Here is a 20,816-nt window from a genome sequence, read left to right as displayed (position 1 = left end):
CTCAGTTGGCGTGCAGGTCCTCGTTCAGCGCGATGCCCTGACCGCCGCGGGCCACCACTTCCACGGCACCGCTGACCGAATTGCGGCGGAACAACAGGTTGTTGCCGCCCGACAGCTCGAGTGCTTTCAGCGTTTTGCCTTCGGGCGTAATGACTTTGGTGCCGGCTGTGACATACAGGCCGGCTTCGACGACGCAGTCGTCGCCCAGCGAGATGCCCAGGCCCGCGTTGGCGCCGAGCAGGCACCGCTTACCGATCGAAATGACTTCGGTGCCACCGCCGGACAGGGTGCCCATGATCGACGCGCCGCCGCCGATGTCGGAGCCGTCGCCCACCACCACGCCGGCCGAGATGCGGCCTTCCACCATCGAGGTGCCCAGCGTGCCGGCGTTGTAGTTGACGAAACCTTCGTGCATCACGGTGGTGCCGGACGCGAGGTGCGCGCCCAGGCGCACCCGGTCCGCGTCGGCGATGCGGACCCCGGTGGGCATCACGTAGTCGACCATCCGCGGGAACTTGTCGACGCCGTAGACGGTCACCTGTCCCTTGCGGCGCAGCCGCGCGCGGACCGACTCGAAACCCTCGATCGCGCAGGGTCCGTGATTAGTCCACACCACATTGGTCAATACGCCGAACAAGCCGTCGGCGTTCAGCCCATGCGGCGCGACCAGGCGGTGCGACAGCAAGTGCAGCCGCAGGTAGGCGTCGTAGGCGTCGGCGGCCACCTCGTCGAGTGAGCCGATGACCGTGCGCACGGCCACGGTTTCGGTGTTGCGGTCGTCGTCGCGTCCGACCAGTGCGGCCAGCTCCGGCGGAATGTCGGACAGCGCGAGGCGCGACGTGCCGCTGGTGTCCGACTCCGTCAGTTCCGGTGCGGGAAACCATGTGTCGAGGATCGATCCGTCGAAGGCCAGTGTCGCCAACCCGATACCTGCAGCTCCAGTCACGGCGGTCAGGTTACTTGGGCCGTCGAGCCGGGGGTCCCCCCGCCCCGCCGACCATTACGCTGGTTGCGTGCTGGACTTGCATGGGGATCCGATCGAGCTGACCGCGGCGCTGGTCGACATCCCCAGCGAGTCGCGAGACGAAGCGCGCATCGCCGCCGAGGTCGAGGCGGCCCTGCGCGCGCAGACCACCGGCTTCGAGATCATCCGCAACGGCAACGCGGTGCTGGCGCGCACCCGGCGAAACCTGCCGTCGCGGGTGCTGCTGGCCGGTCATCTCGACACGGTCCCAGCCGCCGACAACCTGCCCAGCCATCGCTCGGTGGGCGCCGAAGGCGACATGCTGTACGGCTGCGGCACCTCGGACATGAAATCCGGCGACGCCGTCTTTCTGCATCTGGCCGCCACGGTGGCCGAACCGGCACACGATCTGACGCTGGTGCTCTACGACTGCGAGGAAATCGACGCGGCCGCAAACGGTTTGGGTCGCATCGAGCGTGAGCTGCCGGACTGGTTGGCCGCCGACGTCGCGATCCTGGGTGAGCCCACCGGCGGCTACATCGAGGCAGGGTGCCAGGGCACGCTGCGAGTTGTGGTCAGCGCCAACGGAACTCGGGCGCACTCGGCGCGGTCCTGGTTGGGCGACAACGCAATTCACAAACTGGGTACCGTGCTGGAGCGGTTGGCCGCCTACCAGGCTCGGACCGTCGAGATCGACGGCTGTGAATACCGGGAAGGCTTGTCGGCGGTGCGGGTCGACGGCGGCGTCGCCGGCAACGTCGTTCCCGACGCGGCCTCGGTCACCGTCAACTACCGCTTCGCCCCTGACCGATCGCTCGCCGAGGCGCTGCAACACGTGCACGACGTGCTGGACGGGATCGACGTGCGGATCGAGCAGACCGACGGCGCTGCCGGAGCGCTACCCGGCTTGTCGCAGCCGGCCGCCAAGGCGCTGGTCGAGGCTGCCGGCGGGCAGGTGCGCGCCAAGTACGGCTGGACCGATGTGTCCCGATTCGCCGCCCTGGGCATCCCGGCGCTCAACTTCGGGCCCGGCGACCCCAACCTGGCGCACACCCGCGACGAGCGGGTGCCAGCCGCCGCGATCTGCGCGGCCGCGGAGATGCTGCGCAGATACCTGGGCGGCTAAGCGCACTGCTGGGCCTGCGCGGCCGCAGTGGCGGCCGCGGCGTGCAGACCGACGGCCGCCAGCTCCTCGGCCACCGCACGCAGCGCGTCCCCGTCGTTTGTCGCCAGTGCTTTGGCATGAGCCAGCGCGAGCTGTCCCGCCACGCAGTCGACCTCGCCGCACAGCCGGGCCAGCGGATCCACCGCGCGGATGTCGCCGAGGCGCACGGCCTCGTGCCAGACGCGAAGCGCCACCGCCGACTGCCCGCGGCGTTCGGCCATCCGGGCCGCGTCGCGCGCCGCGGCGATCGCCCCGTGCGAGTCGCGCCCAACGGCCAGCCGCCAGGCCCGGGCCACGCCCAGCTCGGGGCTGAACAGAGCCGACTTGGTGCCATGCCGAGATTCGGCTCTGCTCAAGGCTTTTGCCGCGGCGGCGATGTCGCCCTGCTGGGCCAGCGCGGTGGCCAGCAGCATCAGCGACAATGGTCCCCACGAGTAGCCGGTGCGTTCCAGTGCCGCGGCCGCCGGGCCCAGCAGCGCGGCGGCTTCGCCGAATCGGCCGGCGGCGATCATCATGTGCGCCAGCAGCGCCTCGCCGATCGCGCGACCCGGCTGCTGCAATTCGGCGAAATCGGTGAACTGCTGCGCCAATTCGGTCGCCGTTTCGACCCGGCCGGCCATCAGTAAGGTCGTCGTCTCGCCCAGGCCGACCGTGAACCGCAGCAACCCGGGGTGCTCGGCGCCCAGGGCGCGCTGCGCCAGCGGCTCGACGTCGGCGAACCGGCCCTGGCGCGCCGAACACAGCGTCGCCGCGCTCGCCGCCCAGGCCACCGCCTGGTCGTCGGCGGCCGGTGAGTCCAGTACCCGATGCGCGATCTCGACGGCGCCCTCGACGTTGCCGGCGTTCATCGCGAAGGTTGCGCTCAGCGCGTCGAGCGTGACCCGCGGGCCGACATCGGGAACGCGATTGCGGATCGTCAGCAGGAACGCGGTGGCCCGCTCCGGCTCGCTGAGCATGAAGAACTGATTGGCCGCCCGCAGCAGGGTCCATGCCATCAGGTCTTCTTCGGACAACGCGGCGGAATCCACGGCGGCCAGCAACTCCTCGGCCTCGCGGCCCCGGCCCTGAAACGCCAGCGAATTCGCCAGCGGCAGCCGCGCGGCCAGTGCCTGGCCGTCCTCGCAGCGCGCCAGCGCGCAGCGGGCGAATCGTTCGGCGAGCGTGAGATCGCCGAGCCGCAGCGCCTGCTGCGCGGCGTCGACGACCGCGGCCACCGACTGCGCAGCGTCGCTGTCCAGCGCCAGGGAGGCCAGCCGCAGCCGGTCACTGAGGTGATCGGACGGATGCTGGGAGTGCAGCTCGACCAACTCGGTTCGCCGCCGCCGGGCACCGTCGGCACCCAGCGCGGCCCGCGCCCGTTCGGAGAACAGCGGATGGGCGGTGTACACGACCGGATCTTCGGCGCGCTCGTCGCGCACCCGGGTTTCGGCCGCGCCCCACTGCTGCGCCTCGCCGACCGCGCCGTCGCCGGCCAGCGCGGTGAGATCGGCCAGCGACAGCGGCTCCTCGACGGCGAGATAGTCGAGCACCGCCCGCGCGGCGGCGGGCAACTCGGCGATGAAGGTGTCGACCTCGGCCGTGCTGGTGGGCTGGCCGGGCGCGTCGACATCGATGCGCTCCAGCAGGCCGTCGGTCCACAGCGCGGCGATCGCTTCGGGTGCGGCCCCCGAATCCGGGTCGCGGGCGGTGACGATCATCCGGGCGGTCCCGGCCAGCGCCAGCTGGTAGACGAGGGTGGCCGACAGGATGTCCAAGTCGTGGGCATCGTCGACGATCAGCAGCAGATCTGTCTGCGGGTCCCCGCTCAGCGCTGCCCGGGCCGCCCGCAGCAGCGCGGCCGGCTTGCCGATGTCGTCCCCGAAACTGGCGAAGTCCACGAGGTGGCTGAACGCGCCGAACGGGACCACGCGCTCGGTCGGGGTGCCGGTGACCCAGCGGATGAAAGTGCCCGGGTTGGCGCTGGAGAAGTTCTCGGCGGCCAACCGCGCCAGGGTCGACTTGCCGACGCCGTCGGGACCGAGCACCACCGCACCGCGCCGCGCCGCGTCACCCAGAGCGGAATCCAGTCGTTCCAGGGTGGCAGCGTGCTGCGGGACGTTCCATCGAATCGGCATCGCCGAATTTTATGGCGGCGCGGTGGCCAGCCGATGACTAGCTGGCGCGAAAGCCCCATACGTGCACGGTTCGAACGGCGTTGGTCTACCTTGGCGGTTATGCGGCCCGACGGCGAATCCTCGAGCGAATGGGCGGTCTGCGTCTACTGCGCATCCGGCCCGACACACGCCGAATTGCTTGATCTGGCTAGCGAACTCGGCCAAGCGATCGCCGACCGCGGCTGGACCCTGGTGTGGGGCGGCGGCGACATTTCGGCGATGGGCGCGGTGGCCAGTGCGGCGCGCGCCCGCGGCGGCAAGACGGTCGGCATCATCCCGCGCCAGTTGGTGCGCCGCGAACTCGCCGACGAGAACGCCTCTGAGCTGATCGTCACCGACAACATGCGCGACCGGAAGCGGATCATGGAAGACCGCTCCGACGCGTTCATCGCGCTTCCCGGTGGGATCGGCACGCTCGACGAGCTGTTCGAGGCGTGGACGACGGGCTCTTTGGGTATGCACGACAAACCCGTGGTGCTGCTGGATACCTGGGGACACTACGAGGGCTTGTGGGTCTGGCTGAACGACTTGGTTGACCGCGGGTACATCTCACAGGTAGCGATGGACACGCTGATGCTGGTCGATAAGGTGAATGACGCAATCGAGGCGTGCGCCCCTAACTGAGGTCGGCTGCGTCAAGGGGAATCGAGGGAGCACGTGTCCGATCACGCCGGGGGAGCACGCAGACGGATCGGCCTGACCGACATCGCGTCGGGACTGCCGGCCGTACTGGCCGACATGCGGGTGATCCTTCGCGGCGCGGCGACCGGACTGTTGGCGCAGCCGGGCTCACACCGGTCGATCGGCAGCGTGTTCCAGGACCGTGCCGCGCGCTACGGCGACAAGGTCTTCCTGCGCTTCGGTGACCAGCAGCTGACTTACCGCGAGGCCAACGCGGCCGCCAACCGGTATGCCGCGGTGTTGGCGGCGCGCGGAGTCGGCCACGGCGACGTTGTCGGGATCATGCTGCGCAATTCGCCCAACACCGTGCTGGCGATGCTGGCCACCGTCAAGTGCGGGGCCGTCGCCGGAATGCTCAACTATCACCAGCGCGGTGAGGTGCTCGCGCACAGCCTTGGATTGCTCGACGCCAAGGTGCTGATCGCGGAGACCGACCTGGTCAGCGCGGTCGCCGAGACCGGTTCCGCGGGCACCGCCAACACGTTGACGATCGAAGACCTGGAGCGCTTCGCGGTGGGAGCGGTGGCCACCAACCCGGATTCGGTGGGGGCCGTGCAGGCCCGCGACACCGCCTTCTACATCTTCACGTCGGGCACCACCGGGTTCCCCAAGGCCAGCGTGATGACGCATCTGCGCTGGCTCAAGGCCCTGGCGGCGTTCGGCGGGCTGGGGTTGCGGCTGAAGGGCTCCGACACCCTCTACAGCTGCCTGCCGCTGTATCACAACAACGCGCTGACAGTGGCGCTGTCGTCGGCGATCAACTCCGGGGCGACGCTGGCGTTGGGTAAGTCGTTCTCGGCCTCCCGGTTCTGGGACGAGGCCATCGAGAGTCAGGCCACCGCGTTCATCTACATCGGGGAGATCTGCCGCTATCTGCTCAACCAGCCGCCGAAGGACACCGACCGCAAACACAGGGTGCGCCTGATCGCCGGCAACGGATTGCGCCCCGAGATCTGGAAGGACTTCACCAAGCGGTTCGGCATCTCGCGGGTGTGTGAGTTCTACGCGTCCAGCGAGGGCAACACGGCCTTCATCAACATCTTCAACGTGCCCGGGTCAACGGGCCTCGCGCCGATGCCGCTGGTGTACGTGGAGTACGACCCCGACTCGGGGGACCCGTTGCGCGACGCCAACGGCCGGGTGAGCAAGGTGCCGGCCGGTCAGCCCGGTCTGCTGCTCAGCCCGGTCAACCGGCTGCAGCCCTTCGACGGCTACACCGACAAGGCGTCGAGCGAAAAGAAGTTGGTGCGCAACGCTTTCCGCGACGGTGACTGCTACTTCAACTCCGGCGACGTGATGAGCCCGCAGGGCATGCGGCACGCCGCGTTCGTCGACCGACTCGGCGACACCTTCCGCTGGAAGGGCGAGAATGTCGCCACCACGCAGGTCGAGGCGGCGGTGGCGTCGGACAAGGCCGTCGAGGAGTGCACCGTGTTCGGTGTCGAAGTGCCCAACACCGGGGGCCGTGCCGGGATGGCCGCGGTCCAGTTGCGCGAGGGCGCGGAGTTCGACGGCAAGGCACTGGCCAGTGCGGTGTACGGACAACTGCCGGCCTATGCGCTGCCGCTGTTCGTCCGGGTGGTCAAGACGCTCGAGCACACCACGACGTTCAAGAGCCGCAAGGTGGAATTGCGCGAGCAGGCCTACGGGCCCGATGTGGCGGATCCGCTGTACGTGCTGGCCGGCCGCGACGAGGGCTATGTGCCGTACTACGACGAATACCCGGCCGAGGTAGCGGCCGGTAAGCGACCGCAAGGCTGAGGCCTTGGGGGAGCGCACCGGCCCCGGACGGACCAGGCACTATGGACGTGTGCAGTCAACTCTGTGCGGCCGACCCGTTGCCGGGGACCGCGCGCTGGTCATGGCGATCATCAACCGCACACCGGACTCGTTCTACGACAAGGGTGCGACCTTCAGCGACGAAGCGGCTCGATCAGCCGTGCACCGGGCCGTCGCCGACGGTGCCGATCTCATCGACGTCGGCGGGGTCAAGGCGGGACCGGGCGAGAACGTGGACGCGGACCTGGAGATCGCCCGGCTGGTGCCGTTCATCGAATGGTTGCGGGGCGCCTACCCGGACCAGCTGATCAGCGTCGACACCTGGCGCTCCGAGGTGGCCCGACTGGCCTGCGCGGCCGGCGCGGACCTGATCAACGACACTTGGGCGGGCGTCGACCCGGCCCTGCCGGAAGTCGCCGCCGAGTTCGGCGTGGGCCTGGTGTGTTCGCACACCGGTGGCGCGCAGCCGCGCACCCGTCCGTTCCGGGTGCGTTTCGGCACCACCACCCGCGGCGTGGTCGACGACGTGATCCGTCAGGTCACCGGCGCCGCCGAGCGCGCGGTCGCCGCCGGGGTGGCCCCCGACCGGGTGCTGATCGACCCGACGCACGACATGGGCAAGAACACCTTCCACGGGTTGGTCCTGTTGCGCCACGTGAGCGAACTTGTTAATACCGGATGGCCTGTGCTCATGGCTTTGAGCAACAAGGACTTCGTCGGGGAGACTTTGGGTGTGGAACTGACCGAACGGCTTGAGGGGACACTGGCGGCCACCGCGTTGGCAGCGGCCGCCGGCGTGCGCGTATTTCGGGTGCATCAGGTTGCCGCGACGCGACGGGTGCTGGAAATGGTCGCCTCGATCCAGGGCATCCGGGCGCCGGCGCGCACCGTGCGAGGACTGGCATGACGGAGCTGGTTGCCAGGGATCTCGCAGCCGGAGCCGTCGCGGCCCGGCCCGGCGACGTCTGGCTATCCAACCGCAACTCGAGTCGTCCGGCGTGGACCCTGCGGCAACTGGAGGAGGCGAAGGCGGGCCGAACCATTTCGGTGGTGCTGCCTGCACTCGATGAGGAACAGACCGTCGCGTCGGTGGTCGCCAGTATTTCGCCGCTGGTCCGCGATTCCGGCGGGCTGGTCGACGAGCTGATCGTGCTGGACTCCGGCTCCACCGACGAGACCGAGATCCGCGCCATTGCGGCCGGCGCCCGCGTCGTCAGCCGTGAACAGGCGTTGCCCGAGGTGCCGACCCGGCCGGGCAAGGGTGAGGCGTTGTGGCGCTCGCTGGCCGCGACCAACGGCGACATTGTGGTGTTCATCGACTCCGACCTGCTCGATCCGCATCCGATGTTCGTGCCGTGGCTGGTCGGCCCGCTGCTGCTGTGCGACGGCGTCCACCTGGTCAAAAGCTTCTACCGGCGGCCCCTGAAGGTCAGCGAGGTGGGCGACGGCTGTGCTGCGGGCAGCGGCGTGGCTCCCACCGGTGGCGGGCGGGTCACCGAGTTGGCGGCCCGGCCGTTGCTGGCGGCGCTACGGCCCGAGCTGGGCTGCGTGCTGCAGCCGCTCGGCGGCGAGTACGCGGCCAGCCGCGAACTGCTGACGTCGGTACCGTTCGCGCCCGGCTACGGCGTGGAGATCGGCTTGCTGATCGACACCTTCGACCGGTTGGGTCTGGACGCGATCGCGCAGGTCAACCTGGGGAAGCGGGCGCACCGCAATCGGCCGCTGGGCGAGCTGGGAGCGATGAGCCGGCAGGTCATCGCGACGCTGCTGTCGCGCTGCGGGATTCCCGACTCCGGCGTCGGTCTGACACAGTTCGTCGCCGACGAGGACGGCTACACGCCGCACACCTCGCCGGTGTCGCTGGAGGACCGGCCGCCGATGAACACGGTGCGGCCACGCTGATCGCCGTCCTGTCGGCGGGATAGGGCACTATCGATTCCGTGGCGTTGGTCTTGCTCTACATCGTGGTGTTGGTGCTGGTGGCGATCGTGCTGTTCGGCGCGGCGAGCCTGCTGTTCGGGCGTGGTGAGCAGTTGCCGCCCCTACCGCGGGGGACGACGGCGACGGTGCTGCCCGCCTACGGTGTCACGGGCTCCGACGTCGACGCGGTCAAGTTCACCCAGGTGCTGCGGGGCTACAAGACCAGCGAGGTCGACTGGGTGCTGGACCGGTTGGCCCGCGAGCTCGAGGCGCTGCGCGGTCAGCTGGCCGCGGTCAGCGCGGCCGCAACAGCAGCGGATCGCGAGGGCGTCGACGTGGCCGACGGCGAGGACCCCCCGGGTGGGGATCCGGCGTGACCGATGACGGGCGGACGCGCTGCAGCTGGGCGGTTGGCCGGCCCGGGCCCGACTTCGACATGTACCGCGACTATCACGACCAGGAGTGGGGCCGCCCGCTGCGCGGCGGGGTGGCACTGTTCGAGCGGATGAGCCTGGAAGCCTTTCAGAGCGGCCTGTCCTGGTTGACGATCCTGCGCAAGCGGGAGAATTTCCGCCGCGCCTTCGCCGGGTTCGACACCGAAAAGGTGGCGCGCTTTACCGAGGCGGACGTGCAGCGGCTGATGGCCGACGCCGGCATCGTCCGCAACCGGGCCAAGATCGATGCGACGATTGCCAACGCGCGCGCGGTGGCCGAATTGGGATCGGCGGAAGACCTGTCCGACCTGCTGTGGTCGTTCGCGCCGCCGTCGCGGCCTCGTCCCGCCTCCGAATCCGAAATCCCTTCCGCTAGCGATGAATCCAAGGCCATGGCGAAGGAACTCAAGCGCCGCGGTTTCCGGTTCGTGGGCCCCACCACCGCGTACGCGCTGATGCAGGCGACCGGGATGGTCGACGACCACGTCCGTGATTGCTGGGTTCCCTCGCCACGATGAGGGGTCGGGCGATGGGCCCGGCAAACCACGCTCGGAACCCCCGTGCAGGGCGCTACGGACGGGTCTTGTGCATTTAGTGGGCGGAATAGGGAACAATGGGGGGGTGATTTGGCAGTTCAAAGTCGGGTATGGCTGGAAATCCGCTGGCGGGACTAGCTCGCCGCCGACCAGGCTCGCGAGGACGGGCCAACTCGAATCTGGAGGGAGCACTCGATGGCGGCGATGAAGCCCCGGACCGGAGACGGTCCTCTGGAAGCGACTAAGGAGGGGCGCGGCATCGTAATGCGGGTACCACTTGAAGGTGGTGGCCGTCTCGTCGTCGAGTTGACGCCCGACGAGGCCGCTGCCCTGGGCGACGAACTCAAAGGCGTCACCAGCTAAGTCCCCCGGGTGTCGGGGGCAGCTAAGAACACACCTTTCGGTAGATCTCCAGGGTCTGCTCAGCGACATGCGCCCAGGAGAATTCCTCGATGCAACGCCGGCGTCCGGCGCGTCCGTAGCGCTGCGCCTTCGCCGGGTCCGCGACGAGTTCATTGACCGCTTGTGCCAATCCCGCCTGGTAAGCCCCGGCATCGTCGGCGTCGTAATGCACCAGTGATCCGGTGACTCCGTCGACGACCACCTCCGGAATTCCGCCGACGTCGGAGGCCACCACCGCGGTCGCGCAGGCCATCGCCTCCAGGTTGACGATGCCCAACGGCTCGTACACCGATGAGCAGACGAAAACCGTCGCCGCCGAAAGTATTTCGCGCAATTCCGCGACGGGAAGCATTTCCTGGATCCAGAACACGCCCGTGCGGACGCGGGCGAGCTCGTCCACCGCGGTGTGTACCTCGTCCGCGATCTCCGGGGTATCGGGAGCGCCGGCGCACAGCACCAGTTGCACGTCGGGGCTGAATTGGTGCGCGGCAGCGACCAAATGGCCGACGCCCTTCTGCCGGGTGATCCGCCCGACGAACGCCACCATCGGCCGGTTCGGATCGACGCCGAGCTCGGCCAGCACCGAGCCGGTCTCGGCCGCTCCGGCGGGATGCCATACGTCGCTGTCGACGCCGTTGCGGACGACGTGCACCTGGCTGGGATCCAGCGTCGGGTAGACCCGCAGCACGTCCTCACGCATGCCCGAACTCACCGCGATCACCGCATCGGCCGCCAGCACCGCGGTGCGCTCCACCCACGACGAGATCCGGTAGCCGCCGCCGAGTTGTTCGGCCTTCCACGGCCGCAACGGTTCCAGCGAGTGCGCCGTCAGGATGTGCGGGATGTCGTAGAGCATCGCGGTGAGGTGCCCGGCCATGCCGGTGTACCAGGTATGCGAATGCACCACGGTGGCCTCTGCCGCGGCGTTAGCCATCACCAGATCCGTGGACAGCGTGGACAGCGCCGCGTTGGCGTCGCGCAGGCGCCGGTCGGGCTCGTGCGCGACGGCTCCGGGGCGTGGGGCGCCCATGCAGTGCACGTCGACCGTGCACAGTCGGCGCAGTTGGGCGACGAGCTCGGTGACGTGTACGCCGGCTCCCCCGTAGACGTCTGGTGGGTACTCCCGAGTCATCATTGCCACCCGCATACACCGCACCGTAGTTCGCTTGCGACGCCCCTCGCGAATCGGACCGAAAAGCGGCTGGTGAATTCCCCGCGGCGACGCCGCCGCGCGCCGGGCGGCACAATCGATTACGGTGAGCGGCGGTCACGTTTGCCAAATACCTTGACGGACAGCCCGTCGCAACGGCGGCGCGGGGGATTGCCCCTGGCAGCGGTTCGTGACGGCCGATAGGTTTGGAGTCATGAGGGAAGCACCCCACGTGCTGGGTATCGTCCTGGCCGGCGGTGAGGGCAAGCGGTTGTATCCGCTGACCGCGGACCGGGCCAAGCCCGCGGTTCCCTTCGGCGGCGCCTACCGCCTGATCGACTTCGTGCTGTCCAACCTCGTCAATGCCCGGTACTTGCGAATCTGCGTTCTCACGCAATACAAGTCGCATTCACTTGACCGTCACATTTCGCAGAACTGGCGGTTGTCCGGTCTGGCCGGTGAGTACATCACCCCGGTGCCGGCCCAGCAGCGCCTCGGCCCGCGCTGGTACACCGGCTCCGCCGACGCGATCTACCAGTCGCTGAATCTGATCTACGACGAAGACCCGGACTACATAGTGGTTTTCGGCGCCGACCACGTGTACCGGATGGACCCCGAGCAGATGGTCCGCTTTCACATCGACAGCGGGGCCGGCGCGACGGTGGCCGGCATCCGGGTGCCGCGCGGCGAGGCCTCGGCATTCGGCTGCATCGACGCCGACGAATCCGGCCGGATCCGCAGCTTCGTCGAGAAGCCGCTGGAGCCGCCGGGCACGCCCGACGATCCCGAGACGACGTTCGCCTCGATGGGCAACTACATCTTCACCACCAAGGTGCTCGTCGACGCGATTCGCGCCGACGCCGACGACGACCACTCCGATCACGACATGGGTGGCAACATCATTCCCCGCTTGGTGGACGACGGGATGGCCGCGGTCTACGACTTCAACGACAACGAGGTGCCCGGCGCCACCGATCGCGACCGGGCTTACTGGCGCGACGTCGGGACGCTGGATGCGTTTTACGACGCGCACATGGATCTGGTGTCGGTGCACCCCGTGTTCAACCTGTACAACCGGCGCTGGCCGATTCAGGGCGCGACGGAGAACCTGGCGCCGGCGAAGTTCGTCAACGGCGGCTCCGCCCAGGAGTCGGTCGTCGGCGCGGGCAGCATCATCTCGGCGGCCTCGGTGCGCAACTCGGTGCTGTCGTCGAATGTGGTCGTCGACGACGGCGCGATCGTCGAGGGCAGCGTGATCATGCCGGGCGCCCGGGTGGGCCGTGGCGCGGTGGTGCGCCACGCGATCCTGGACAAGAACGTCGTGATCGGGCCCGGCGAAATGGTCGGGGTGGATCTGGAGAAGGACCGGGAGCGCTTCGCGATCAGCGCCGGCGGCGTGGTCGCGGTGGGCAAGGGCGTCTGGGTCTAGCCCCCCGGAGCGCTACCAGACGTTGGGCAGCAACCGAAAGCGCACGCGCTGCGTGTACTCGCGGTATCCGGCTAGTTCCTGGGCCAGCATCTTTTCCTCGTCGAGGATGCGCACGACGAGCACCGCCACGCCGGGGATGGCGAAAAGGAGCCCCCAGTAGGAGTCCAGCGCCAGCGGTATCCCGACCATCATGATGGCGTTTCCGGCATACATCGGATGACGGACGAGCCGGTAGAGCCCGGTGCTGACCACTGTCTGGCCCGTCTCCACGGTGATGTTGGCAGCGGCGTAGCCGTTTTGAATGACCACCAGCATGGCGATACACAGTCCGAGCGCCACCAGCGCATCGCCGACCAGGCACAGCCAAGCGGGCAGCTGCGACCAGCCCATCCGGTGGTCGTACGCGCTGAACATCAGCATCCCCACAAATGCCACAATCGCGCCGGTGATCGCGATCTTCTGAAGTGTTCTGGTTTCGCCCTGCGGCCCGCCCTGCATCCGGCGCCGCAGTGCGGCCGGATTCGTCCGGGCCAGGTACACACTCGGCACGGTGGTGGACACCGTCGAGGTGGCGATGAAAACCCATGCCTGCCAATAGTTGAACGTGCCGGCGGGCAAGAACAGCAGCAAGCCGACGGCGGCCAGCCCATAAATCGCCGTTGCCGTCGCTCGAACAGCCGTGTTCATGAGCGTAGATCCCGTCGGCGAAAGGCCACGACTCCCAACGTAATCAGCGCCGCATCGATGACCAGCAGCCACAGCAGCGGCAGCGCGGTGAAGTCGCGGCCGACCCGCGGCACGTGTGCGAAGGGCTCGAGATCCAGGACCCACTGCGGGAAGCCGGCCAGGGAGCCGATCAGGTACAGGGCGATGAAGGCGATCAACACCCCCCAGGCCACCGGCGTGAATCGTGGTGCCAAACCGAAGATTAGGACGGTCACGGCGCAGGCCAGCCAGACGGCCGGCAACTGCACGGCCGCGGTTGCGATCACGACGGCCATCTTGGCGCCGACGTCGCCGGCCGCGACCCCGTAGAGCAGCCCGCCGGCCGCGCCGGCGACCACCATCGCCGCCGCGGACCCCAGCAGGGCTACCGTCAAATGGCTTGCCAGCCAACGAGTTCGGGACACCGCTCCGGCCAACGTCGTCTCGGCGCGCAGGCCGGCCTCTTCCTGGTGTGGTCGCAAGGTGAGCGAGACGGCGAAGGCGGACGCCACCATGCCCATCATGTTGAACGCCACCGCGATGAAGGCCTCCTCCAACGCGGAGGTGCCGCCCATCCTCGCGACGATGTCGCGCGCCATGCCGCCGCCGATCTCATCACCGATGCCGTGCGCGACGCTGCCCATCACCAGTCCGTACAGGCACAGGCCCACCGTCCACAGCAGCAAGGCGCCGCGGTCCAGCCGCCAGGTCAGTCCGAACACGTTGCTCAACCACGATGCGGCGGTGGCCGGGCCGGCGCGCTCGGCGATGAGTCCCGCGCCGACGTCGCGCCCGGCCAGCAGCCGATACGCCACCGCGGTCAGCACGATCGCGGTGAACAGATGCAGCAGCAGCACCCACCCGTGATCGCCCGCATAGGGGCGCACCTGGAGCGACCAGCCCAGTGGGGAAAACCAGGACAGCGTGCCGGAGCCGGCGTCGCCGATGGCGCGCAGCGTGAACGCGGCTCCCAGCACGGCGAAGGCGGCACCGCGGGCGAATCGCGCGCTCGACGACAGTTGTGCGGTCACCGCGGCCACCGCCGTGAACACCACGCCGGAGCCGGCCAGCGCGGCGCCGAAGGCCAGCGATCCGCCGGCCGCGACGTTGGTGGACAGCAGTCCCGCCGCGCCGATTGCGCCGGTGGCGATGCAGGCCCCGAAGCTCAGCATCAGCGCCGCGGTCAGGCTGGCGTAACGTCCCACCCCGGTCGAGTCCACCAGCTCGGTGCGGCCACTTTCCTCGTCGGCGCGGGTGTGCCGGATCACCGTCAGAATCACGGCCACCGCGATCAGCACATGGAACATCCCGGCTTTCCAAATGCCCACGGCGCCAAGGCTGTCGTTGTAGACCTGCCCGTAGAGGGCGCGCTGGGCCGGGCTGGCCATGATGGTCGCCGCGAACCCGGCCCGGGCGGCTTGGCTGGGATAGACCTTTTCGATGCTGCCGATGTAGACCGTCGCCAGCGGAAGCGACAGCAGCAGAATCCACAGCGGCAGCGAGATCCGGTCGCGGCGCAGATACAGCCGCAGCATGCCCAGCGTTCCGGCGAAATTCGAACCACGTTGCGGAGCACTGTGTTCCGGACGCTGCAGGGTCGCGGTGCTCATGATGCCGAGACCTTATTTTCACTGCGTCCGGTGTTGTAGTGGCGCAGGAAGAGCTCCTCTAGGGTCGGTGGCTGGCTGACCAGGCTGCGCACGCCGGCGTCGCCCAGCACCCGGATGAGTTCCCCGAGGCTTTCGCTGTCGACCTGTGCGCGCAACATATTGCCCTCGAAGCTGACATCCTCAACGCCCTTGATCCGCCTGAGATCACCAGGGCTACGGATCATTTCGGCCTTGATGGAGGTACGGCTGAGATGCCGCATCGAGTCCAGTGAACCGCTCTCGATGGTCCGGCCGGCCCGGATGATCGTCACTGTCTGGCACAGCGCTTCGGTTTCGGCCAGGATATGGCTGGACAGCAGGACCGTCACGCCACGGTCGCGGGCCTCGGCGACACACTGCTGAAAGATGTTCTCCATCAACGGGTCCAGGCCGCTACTGGGCTCGTCTAACAGCAGCAGGCTGGCCCGCGACGAGAAAGCCGAAATCAGCGAGACCTTCTGCCTGTTGCCCTTGGAGTAGGTGCGCGACTTCTTGGTCGGGTCGAGGTCGAAGCGCTCGATCAGCTCGCGGCGTCGGACGTCGTCGATGCCGCCGCGCATGCGGGCCAGCAGATCGATGGTCTCGCCACCGGTCAGCGACGGCCAGAGCGTGACGTCGCCTGGCACATAAGCGATTTGACGGTGCAGTTCGACGGCATCAGCCCACGGGTCGCCGCCCAACAGTCGCACGCTGCCGCTGTCGGCCTTAACCAGGCCCAACAGCACGCGGATGGTAGTGGACTTGCCGGCGCCGTTGGGACCGAGAAAGCCGTGCACTTCACCTCGACGCACCGTCAGGTCGAGGCCGTCCAGCGCCCGTACCGCACCGAAGTTCTTGGTGAGGTCCCGGATTTCGATGGGTGCGACGCTATCAACTGCCATGGGATTCTCCTTGATCGTCGGCGGCCAGGAATGCGTCATACATGGTGCGGTCCGTCATCAGGCCTTCGGTGTAAACCTCTAAGGCGGGCAGCATCATGTCTCGGGCGTAGTCGCGCAGGACGGCCCGCAGATCGGTTGGGGTGTCGTGCATTTGGAGGTAGAGAAGAAACCCGCCACCGCCGGTGATGCCGATATATTTCGCCCTGGCATGGGGATCGCGGCTGGGTTTGATCGTCCCGGCGCGCACGCCTTCTTCCAGGTAGTCGTAGGTGTTGTCGATCATCCTGCGCCACAGCATGGTCGCCAGCTCGCCACCGGATTGCATGCTGCGCACCAGGTAGGCCATCAGCGGTGCGTAGGCCTCGATCTCGGCCATCTGCGCGAACCAGGTTGCCGGGTCGTTGGACCGCAGCGCCGCTGATTTGCTGTGGTAGATCTCCTCGGCGATGTAGTCCTCGCAGGCCTTGCGCAGGCCGTCCTTGGATCCGAAGTGATGAATGACCAGTGCGGCGCTCACCCCCGCGGCCTCGGCGATGCTGCGCAGTCCCACCCCGAAGCCGTGCTGGCCGAATTGCTCGATCGCGGCATCGCGGATCCGGGCGACGGCGGTCAGATCGGCTGAACGCATGTTCAGTACGCTAAACGCGCGTTCAGCCAACGGTCAAGGGGGAGCCCCGTAAGGGATGCGTAAAAGAAATCAGTCCGATGCCGGGCGTGGAGGCGCGGGGCTAGTCGCGGACCGCGGCCAGCACGCCGTCACCGAGCGGCACCAGTGCGGGCGTCAGCCGCTCGTCCTCGGCGATCAGACGGGCCGCCTCCCGGACCGCGACCACTTCGGCGTCGCGGGCCGCGGGATCGCCGGCCCGCCCGCCCAGCGCCGAGCCGTGCACGACGATGATTCCGCCGGATCGCAGCAGCCGCACGCCTTCGACGACGTAATCGGGCTGATCGATCGGGTCGGCGTCGACGAACACCAGGTCATAGGACTCGTCGGCGAGCCGGGTGAGCACCTCCTGGGCGCGACCGCTGATCAGCCTGGTGCGTGACGGTCCGATGCCGGCTTCGGAGAAGGCCTGCTTGGCCAGCCGCAAATACTCGGGCTCGATATCGATCGTCGTCAGTACGCCGTCGTCGCTCATCCCCGACAGCAACCAGAGTCCGCTGACCCCGGCGCCGGTGCCCACCTCGGCCACGGCTTTGCCGCCGCTGAGCTTGGTCAGCAGGCTCAGCAGCGCCCCCACCGCGGGCGTCACCGCGCCGGCGCCGATGTCGACGGAGCGCTCCCGGGCGGCGGCCAGAATCGCGTCCTCGGAGATCGAACCCTCCGCGTGCGCGGTGAGCGATTCGGCCCGACTGGGGGCCGCCTGGCCGGGGGTTTCTTCCTCGGTGCCGTCCATGCCCGCAGCGTATTGCATGTGGGCGCGCAGTCCGACAGGCGCGCGGCGGATCGGACCGTTTCCGACACGCCCGGCGACACCGGGGCGGCGTAAGTCACTCCGCTGTGGGTATGCCCTGCGTGTGGCAGGTAACGATAAGGTTTCTCAGCCAAACCTCAGATTGCTCCTATGCCGCGCATACGCCGGTAGGCGACGGTGACGGTATGGAACGTGGAGGACGTTGGGCGGGGAATACAGATTGGCAACTGCGTGTTGCGGATGACGAACTGCCCCTTTCGGGCAGGGCACAGTATTCGGAGGATTCGATCAACACCACTCTCTTAAGCCCGAACACGATGTCGCACGCCCAGGAACTGCCGGACGACGAATGGGTCGAACCGGCCGAGGGCCTGCAGGGCACCGCAGTGTTCGACGCGACCGGGGACAAGACGACGATGCCGTCGTGGGACGAGTTGGTGCGTCAGCACGCCGACCGGGTGTACCGCCTGGCTTACCGGCTCTCGGGTAATCAGCAGGACGCCGAGGACTTGACCCAGGAGACATTCATCCGGGTGTTCCGGTCGGTGCAGAACTATCAGCCCGGAACCTTCGAGGGCTGGCTGCACCGCATCACCACGAATTTGTTCCTTGACATGGTGCGCCGGCGCGCCCGCATCCGGATGGAAGCGTTGCCGGAGGACTACGACCGGGTCCCGGCCGACGAGCCGAACCCGGAGCAGATCTACCACGACGCGCGCCTGGGGCCCGACCTGCAGGCCGCGCTGGACTCGCTGCCGCCGGAGTTTCGCGCCGCCGTGGTGCTGTGCGACATCGAAGGCCTGTCCTATGAGGAGATCGGCGCCACCCTGGGCGTCAAGCTGGGTACCGTCCGCAGCCGGATCCACCGCGGACGTCAGGCGCTGCGCGACTACCTGGCCGCGCATTCCGCGCCGGAAACCCACGCCCAATCGGCTTAGACAATGGCCGGGCCGGTGCACAGCACGGCCCGCGAGCCGATAATCGTGCGATTTCGCAGGATGCATATCGGTGCAGGGCACCTTATCGCGCTACATTCGAGGGGTACGTGGCAGCGAAAGGAGCTGGTGATGGCCGACCGGGGACATGTGTTCCGCCGCGCGTTCTCCTGGCTGCCCGCGCAGTTCGCCTCCCAGAGTGACGCGCCGGTGGGCGCGCCACGGCAATTCGGCTCCACCGAGCACCTGTCCGTCGAAGCGATCGCCGCGTTTGTCGACGGTGAGCTCCGGATGAACGCCCACCTGCGGGCGGCCCATCACCTCTCGCTATGTCCGCAATGCGCGTCCGAGGTCGACGACCAGAGCCGGGCGCGTGCCGCGCTGCGCGATTCCCACCCGATCCGCATCCCCAGCACCCTGCTCGGCATGCTCTCGGAGATTCCGCATTACCCGCCCGACGACACGCCCTCGCAGCCTACCGACCGTTTCGCTGATCGCAATGTGCGCGACCAGCGTAAGCGCCGGTAGCACTCGCCTTGCCCCAGCTCGTGGGTTCATGCCGACCGCTCAGCAACCGTGGATACTAGGGTGGACACGGACAATTCTGTGCCTGGTGCTCGCCCTGGACAGGGGCCGGCTGCGAGGCCGGTTTCGAGCATTCAAGTAGAGGATTCATGACCTCCGACCAAGGCTTCTACCAGGGGCAAGACGGCGGCGACAACGGAGCCAACCGGCTGGCGCCGCGCCCCATTTCCCGGCCACCGGTCGACCCTGCGGCGCGTCAGGCCTTCGGTCGCCCGGATGGTCTACAGGGATCCTTCGTCGCGGAGCGGGTACGCCCCTCGAAGTACCGGGATCAGATCGAATTCAGCCCGCACGACCAGCGCCGCGACCCCGTGCTGGAGGAGGCGTTCAGCAAGCCCGTCGGCGGCGCCGAGACATTGCAGCGCCACCCGATCGACGCCAGCGCGCTGGCCGCCGAGCAGAACGGTTTCGACGAGGACGAGGCGGACGATCCGTGGCGGGACCCGGGCGCCGCGGCGGCGTTGGGGACCCCGGCCGTCGCCCACACCACGGCGCCCACGCCGTCGGGATACGCCGGCAAGCTCGGCGTCCGCGACGTCCTGTTCGGAAAGAAGGTGTCCTACCTGGCGCTGGCCGTCCTGTTCGTCATCGCGCTGGTGATCGGCGCCATCGGCGGGCTGATCGGCAACAAGACGGCCGAGGTCGTCGAGGCCTTCACCACCTCCAAGGTGACGTTGGCGACCAACAACAACACCGAAGAACCGGCGGGCCGCTTCGCCAAAGTGGCGGCCGCGACCGCCAACTCGGTGGTGACCATCGAGTCGAAGAGCGAACAAGAAGGCATGCAGGGCTCCGGTGTGGTCATCGACGGCCGCGGCTACATCGTCACGAACAACCACGTGATCTCCGAGGCCGCCAACAACCCCAGCCAGTTCAAGACGACCGTGGTGTTCAACGACGGTAAGGAAGTGCCCGCGAACCTGGTCGGTCGCGACCCCAAGACCGACCTGGCCGTGCTCAAGGTCGACAACGTCGACAACCTGAGCGTGGCGCGGCTCGGCGACTCCGACAAGGTGCGCGTCGGCGACGAGGTGATCGCCGCGGGTGCACCGCTGGGCCTGCGCAGCACCGTGACGCACGGCATCATCAGCGCCCTGCACCGTCCGGTTCCGTTGTCGGGGGAGGGGTCTGACACCGACACCGTCATCGACGCCCTGCAGACGGACGCGTCGATCAACCACGGCAACTCCGGTGGGCCGCTGATCGACATGGACTCTCAGGTGATCGGTATCGACACCGCCGGAAAGTCGTTGTCCGACAGCGCAAGTGGCCTTGGCTTCGCAATCCCGGTGAACGAGGTCAAGTCGGTGGCGCAGACGCTGATCAAAGACGGCAAGATCGTGCACCCGACGCTGGGCGTCAGCACCCGATCGGTGAGCAATTCGATCGCCGCCGGTGCCCAGGTCGCCAACGTCAAGGCGGGCAGCCCCGCGCAGAAGGGCGGCATCCTGGAGAACGACGTCATCGTCAAGGTCGGTAGCCGCAAGGTCGCCGACGCCGACGAGTTCGTGGTCGCCGTGCGCCAGCTGACCATCGGGCAAGATGCCCCGGTCGAGGTGGTCCGCGATGGCCGCAACGTCACCCTGACCGTCAAACCCGACGCCGACAGCGGCTGATGTTCGCCAACGTCGGCTGGGGGGAGATGCTCGTCCTCGTCGTGGTCGGGCTGGTAATCCTTGGCCCGGAACGGCTTCCGGGCGCGATCCGCTGGACGTCGACCGCCCTGCGTCAGGCCCGCGACTACCTCAGCGGTGTCACCAGCCAGCTGCGTGAGGACATCGGCCCCGAATTCGACGACCTGCGCGGCCCGCTGAGCGAGCTGCAGAAGCTGCGCGGCATGACGCCGCGCGCGGCGCTGACCAAACACCTGCTGGACGGCGACGATTCGTTCCTCACCGGCAATTTCGAGCGGCCCGTCAACGGCACTCCGCCGCAGGCGCAGCCCCCGGCGCCGAATGGCAACCCGACATTCGGCGTTGGGCAACACGGTCCGGCGCCGTTCGACAGCGACGCCACCTAACGGACCGCGGTCA

General features: G+C 68.2%; 21 protein-coding genes. 13 read left to right on the top strand and 8 right to left on the bottom strand.

Annotated features, from left to right (window positions below):
- Nucleotide 1: 1 nt before the first annotated feature.
- Nucleotides 2–955 (bottom strand): 2,3,4,5-tetrahydropyridine-2,6-dicarboxylate N-succinyltransferase, encoded by a 954-nt coding sequence (gene dapD / locus AAHS21_RS05145; RefSeq protein WP_342927081.1) that lies wholly within the window; start codon nucleotides 953–955, stop codon nucleotides 2–4.
- A gap of 58 nt (nucleotides 956–1,013) precedes the next feature.
- On the opposite strand from dapD, the gene dapE reads away from it, so the two are divergent.
- Nucleotides 1,014–2,090: a succinyl-diaminopimelate desuccinylase gene (gene dapE, locus AAHS21_RS05140; protein ID WP_342926640.1), complete on the top strand. Its 1,077-nt coding sequence runs from the start codon at nucleotides 1,014–1,016 to the stop codon at nucleotides 2,088–2,090.
- Here dapE and AAHS21_RS05135 read toward each other — a convergent pair.
- The gene (locus AAHS21_RS05135; protein ID WP_342926639.1) at nucleotides 2,087–4,243 is read right to left on the bottom strand and encodes a GTPase domain-containing protein; all 2,157 of its coding nucleotides are present in this window, start codon (nucleotides 4,241–4,243) and stop codon (nucleotides 2,087–2,089) included. The genes dapE and AAHS21_RS05135 overlap by 4 nt on opposite strands.
- Nucleotides 4,244–4,342: 99 nt before the next feature.
- Between AAHS21_RS05135 and AAHS21_RS05130 the strand changes: the two genes are divergently transcribed.
- The 7 genes from AAHS21_RS05130 (at nucleotide 4,343) to AAHS21_RS05100 (ending at nucleotide 9,995) form a co-directional block, all read left to right on the top strand.
- A complete protein-coding gene (locus AAHS21_RS05130; protein WP_342926638.1) occupies nucleotides 4,343–4,906 on the top strand; it encodes a TIGR00730 family Rossman fold protein in 564 nt (187 codons plus the stop codon).
- Between the two features lie 33 nt (nucleotides 4,907–4,939).
- The gene (gene fadD6 / locus AAHS21_RS05125; protein ID WP_342926637.1) at nucleotides 4,940–6,724 is read left to right on the top strand and encodes a long-chain-acyl-CoA synthetase FadD6; all 1,785 of its coding nucleotides are present in this window, start codon (nucleotides 4,940–4,942) and stop codon (nucleotides 6,722–6,724) included.
- 100 nt (nucleotides 6,725–6,824) lie between these two features.
- Nucleotides 6,825–7,649 (top strand): dihydropteroate synthase, encoded by an 825-nt coding sequence (gene folP, locus AAHS21_RS05120; protein WP_342927080.1) that lies wholly within the window; start codon nucleotides 6,825–6,827, stop codon nucleotides 7,647–7,649.
- The gene (locus AAHS21_RS05115) at nucleotides 7,646–8,644 is read left to right on the top strand and encodes a glucosyl-3-phosphoglycerate synthase (RefSeq protein WP_342926636.1); all 999 of its coding nucleotides are present in this window, start codon (nucleotides 7,646–7,648) and stop codon (nucleotides 8,642–8,644) included. The genes folP and AAHS21_RS05115 overlap by 4 nt, the downstream gene beginning before the upstream one ends.
- 38 nt (nucleotides 8,645–8,682) lie before the next feature.
- A complete protein-coding gene (locus tag AAHS21_RS05110) occupies nucleotides 8,683–9,039 on the top strand; it encodes a DivIVA domain-containing protein (protein ID WP_342926635.1) in 357 nt (118 codons plus the stop codon).
- The gene (tag, locus tag AAHS21_RS05105; protein ID WP_342926634.1) at nucleotides 9,036–9,614 is read left to right on the top strand and encodes a DNA-3-methyladenine glycosylase I; all 579 of its coding nucleotides are present in this window, start codon (nucleotides 9,036–9,038) and stop codon (nucleotides 9,612–9,614) included. The genes AAHS21_RS05110 and tag overlap by 4 nt, the downstream gene beginning before the upstream one ends.
- A 213-nt stretch (nucleotides 9,615–9,827) precedes the next feature.
- The gene (locus tag AAHS21_RS05100; protein WP_003406247.1) at nucleotides 9,828–9,995 is read left to right on the top strand and encodes a DUF3117 domain-containing protein; all 168 of its coding nucleotides are present in this window, start codon (nucleotides 9,828–9,830) and stop codon (nucleotides 9,993–9,995) included.
- Nucleotides 9,996–10,017: 22 nt separating this feature from the next.
- Here AAHS21_RS05100 and glgA read toward each other — a convergent pair whose 3' ends face one another.
- Nucleotides 10,018–11,181 carry a glycogen synthase gene (glgA, locus tag AAHS21_RS05095; RefSeq protein WP_342926633.1) on the bottom strand — a complete coding sequence of 388 codons (1,164 nt, stop codon included), beginning with the start codon at nucleotides 11,179–11,181 and terminating at the stop codon, nucleotides 10,018–10,020.
- 217 nt (nucleotides 11,182–11,398) lie between these two features.
- On the opposite strand from glgA, the gene glgC reads away from it, so the two are divergent.
- Nucleotides 11,399–12,613 carry a glucose-1-phosphate adenylyltransferase gene (glgC, locus tag AAHS21_RS05090; protein ID WP_096289664.1) on the top strand — a complete coding sequence of 405 codons (1,215 nt, stop codon included), beginning with the start codon at nucleotides 11,399–11,401 and terminating at the stop codon, nucleotides 12,611–12,613.
- A gap of 12 nt (nucleotides 12,614–12,625) precedes the next feature.
- Here glgC and AAHS21_RS05085 read toward each other — a convergent pair whose 3' ends face one another.
- The 5 genes from AAHS21_RS05085 to AAHS21_RS05065 form a co-directional block, all read right to left on the bottom strand.
- Nucleotides 12,626–13,300, bottom strand: coding sequence for an isoprenylcysteine carboxylmethyltransferase family protein (locus tag AAHS21_RS05085; RefSeq protein ID WP_342926632.1), 675 nt, complete (start codon nucleotides 13,298–13,300; stop codon nucleotides 12,626–12,628).
- Nucleotides 13,297–14,928: an ABC transporter permease gene (locus tag AAHS21_RS05080; RefSeq protein WP_342926631.1), complete on the bottom strand. Its 1,632-nt coding sequence runs from the start codon at nucleotides 14,926–14,928 to the stop codon at nucleotides 13,297–13,299. Before AAHS21_RS05080 ends, AAHS21_RS05085 begins: the two co-directional genes overlap by 4 nt.
- A complete protein-coding gene (locus tag AAHS21_RS05075) occupies nucleotides 14,925–15,848 on the bottom strand; it encodes an ABC transporter ATP-binding protein (protein ID WP_342926630.1) in 924 nt (307 codons plus the stop codon). Before AAHS21_RS05075 ends, AAHS21_RS05080 begins: the two co-directional genes overlap by 4 nt.
- Nucleotides 15,838–16,476 (bottom strand): TetR family transcriptional regulator, encoded by a 639-nt coding sequence (locus AAHS21_RS05070; RefSeq protein ID WP_342926629.1) that lies wholly within the window; start codon nucleotides 16,474–16,476, stop codon nucleotides 15,838–15,840. Before AAHS21_RS05070 ends, AAHS21_RS05075 begins: the two co-directional genes overlap by 11 nt.
- A 100-nt stretch (nucleotides 16,477–16,576) precedes the next feature.
- On the bottom strand, nucleotides 16,577–17,245 hold the full coding sequence (locus AAHS21_RS05065; RefSeq protein ID WP_342926628.1) for an O-methyltransferase: 669 nt from the start codon (nucleotides 17,243–17,245) through the stop codon (nucleotides 16,577–16,579).
- Between the two features lie 203 nt (nucleotides 17,246–17,448).
- On the opposite strand from AAHS21_RS05065, the gene sigE reads away from it, so the two are divergent.
- The 4 genes from sigE (at nucleotide 17,449) to tatB (ending at nucleotide 20,803) form a co-directional block, all read left to right on the top strand.
- Nucleotides 17,449–18,201: an RNA polymerase sigma factor SigE gene (gene sigE, locus AAHS21_RS05060; protein WP_342926627.1), complete on the top strand. Its 753-nt coding sequence runs from the start codon at nucleotides 17,449–17,451 to the stop codon at nucleotides 18,199–18,201.
- 129 nt (nucleotides 18,202–18,330) lie between these two features.
- Nucleotides 18,331–18,726 (top strand): anti-sigma E factor RseA, encoded by a 396-nt coding sequence (rseA, locus tag AAHS21_RS05055; protein WP_342926626.1) that lies wholly within the window; start codon nucleotides 18,331–18,333, stop codon nucleotides 18,724–18,726.
- Between the two features lie 146 nt (nucleotides 18,727–18,872).
- Entirely contained in the window at nucleotides 18,873–20,399 is a 1,527-nt protein-coding gene (locus AAHS21_RS05050; RefSeq protein ID WP_342926625.1) for a trypsin-like peptidase domain-containing protein, read from the top strand.
- A complete protein-coding gene (tatB, locus tag AAHS21_RS05045; RefSeq protein ID WP_342926624.1) occupies nucleotides 20,399–20,803 on the top strand; it encodes a Sec-independent protein translocase protein TatB in 405 nt (134 codons plus the stop codon). Before AAHS21_RS05050 ends, tatB begins: the two co-directional genes overlap by 1 nt.
- Nucleotides 20,804–20,816 lie beyond the last annotated feature (13 nt).

Origin of the sequence: Mycobacterium sp. 050272, from assembly GCF_039023525.1 — a bacterium.
Taxonomy (GTDB): domain Bacteria; phylum Actinomycetota; class Actinomycetes; order Mycobacteriales; family Mycobacteriaceae; genus Mycobacterium.
The sequence above is the reverse complement of the archived record's forward strand: the minus strand, read 5'-3'. Positions and strand labels throughout refer to the sequence as shown.